The following is a 1651-nucleotide window of genomic DNA, read 5'->3' on the forward strand; positions in this document are numbered from 1 at the left end:
CACCGGCGAGATGCTCGACGCCTGCGCCCCGCACGCCCGCTGGATCGACGTCTTCTGCGAGAAGGGCGCCTTCGACGGCGACCAGGCCCGCGCGATCCTCACCGCCGGCAAGGCCAGGGGCCTGCACCCCCGCATCCACGCCAACCAGCTCTCCTACGGCCCCGGCGTGCAGCTGGCCGTCGAACTGGACGCGGCCAGCGCCGACCACTGCACCCACCTGACCGACGCCGACGTGGACGCCCTCGCCAACAGCGCGACGGTCGCCACGCTCCTGCCCGGCGCCGAGTTCTCCACCCGCGCCGCCTGGCCGGACGCCCGCCGCCTGCTGGACGCCGGCGTCACCGTGGCCCTGTCCACGGACTGCAACCCGGGCTCGTCCTTCACGTCGTCCGTGCCGTTCTGCATCGCCCTCGCCGTCCGCGACATGCGGATGACACCCGACGAGGCCCTCTGGTCGGCCACGGCGGGCGGCGCCGCGGCCCTGCGCCGCACGGACGTGGGCCGCCTGACCGCCGGCGCCTACGCCGACCTGACCTTCCTGGACGCCCCGAGCCACGTCCACCTGGCCTACCGGCCGGGTGTACCGCTCGTCTCCGAGGTGTGGCGACGGGGCGTACCGGTGGCCTGAGGGGGCTCACCCGCGGACGCCCGCCCCTTGTCCGCCACCGACCGCCCCCACGCCGTGCCCACGAGCACCAGCACGGTGCCCACCAGCCCCAGCCACCCCGGCCGGTCCCCGGCGAGCGCGATGCCCACGGCCGCCGCCCACACCGGCTCGGTGCCCAGCAGCAGGCTCACGCGGGACGGCGACGTACGGCGGACGGCCCACATCTGCACGAAGAACGCGAACAGCGTGCAGAACACGGAGAGATAGACCAGCCAGACCCAGTCCCCCGCGCCGAAGTCCGCCGCGGCGGCCCACGGCGACGCACCCGTCCCCGGCACGGCCACCAGCACCGTGAACACGGCGACGGCACCGCCCAGTTGGACGGTCGTCAGGGACAGCGCGTCCGCCCCGCGCACGGACTCCATCCGCGCCATCGCCAGCACGTGCACGGTACGGGCGACCGCCGCCCCCAGCATCAGCAGATCGCCCCCGGACGGAGCGGTGAACCCGGCACCCTGCGTCAGCAGCGCCACGCCCGCCACCGACAGGCCCGCCGCCGCCAGGAACGCCCCAGGCAGCCGCACCCCGCGCACCCGGCTCTCCGCCAGCGGCGTGAACACCATGGTCAGGCTGATGATCAGGCCCGCGTTGGTCGCCGACGTGTGCACCACCCCGTACGTCTCCAGCAGGAAGATGCCGGCGAGGATCAGCCCGAGCAGCCCCGCACCCCGCCACTGCGCGCCGCTCAGCGCCCGCAGCCGCCGCCACCCGACGGCCACCAGCACCGGAAGCACCACGCCGAACCGCAGCACCAGCACGGCCAGCACGGTGTCCGCGGTGGTCACGCCCTTCGCGGCGAGATAGCTGGACCCCCATACGACGGCGACCAACAGCACGGGAAGATCGGCGAGCCGGCCGAGACGGGAGAGGGAAGCGGGCATCGGGCTGGGTCCTCACGGCAGAAGGCGGCAGTCGGCGGCCCCACTGCTGGTCAGAGGGCCGGCACAGCGTAAGGGAGGACGGCGGGCCGGGGCGGCGTAGCGG

General features: G+C 74.8%; 2 protein-coding genes. One reads left to right on the plus strand and one right to left on the minus strand.

Annotated features, from left to right (window positions below):
- The coding region (locus tag BZL64_RS38055) for an amidohydrolase family protein (protein ID WP_143663459.1) at positions 1-628 on the plus strand (628 nt) is incomplete at its 5' end.
- Here the strand turns inward: BZL64_RS38055 and BZL64_RS38060 are convergent.
- A complete protein-coding gene (locus tag BZL64_RS38060; protein ID WP_086773496.1) occupies positions 568-1548 on the minus strand; it encodes a DMT family transporter in 981 nt (326 codons plus the stop codon). The genes BZL64_RS38055 and BZL64_RS38060 overlap by 61 nt on opposite strands.
- Between the last annotated feature and the right edge of the window lie 103 nt (positions 1549-1651).

This window comes from Streptomyces bobili (assembly GCF_002154575.1).
In the GTDB taxonomy this organism is placed as follows: domain Bacteria; phylum Actinomycetota; class Actinomycetes; order Streptomycetales; family Streptomycetaceae; genus Streptomyces; species Streptomyces bobili.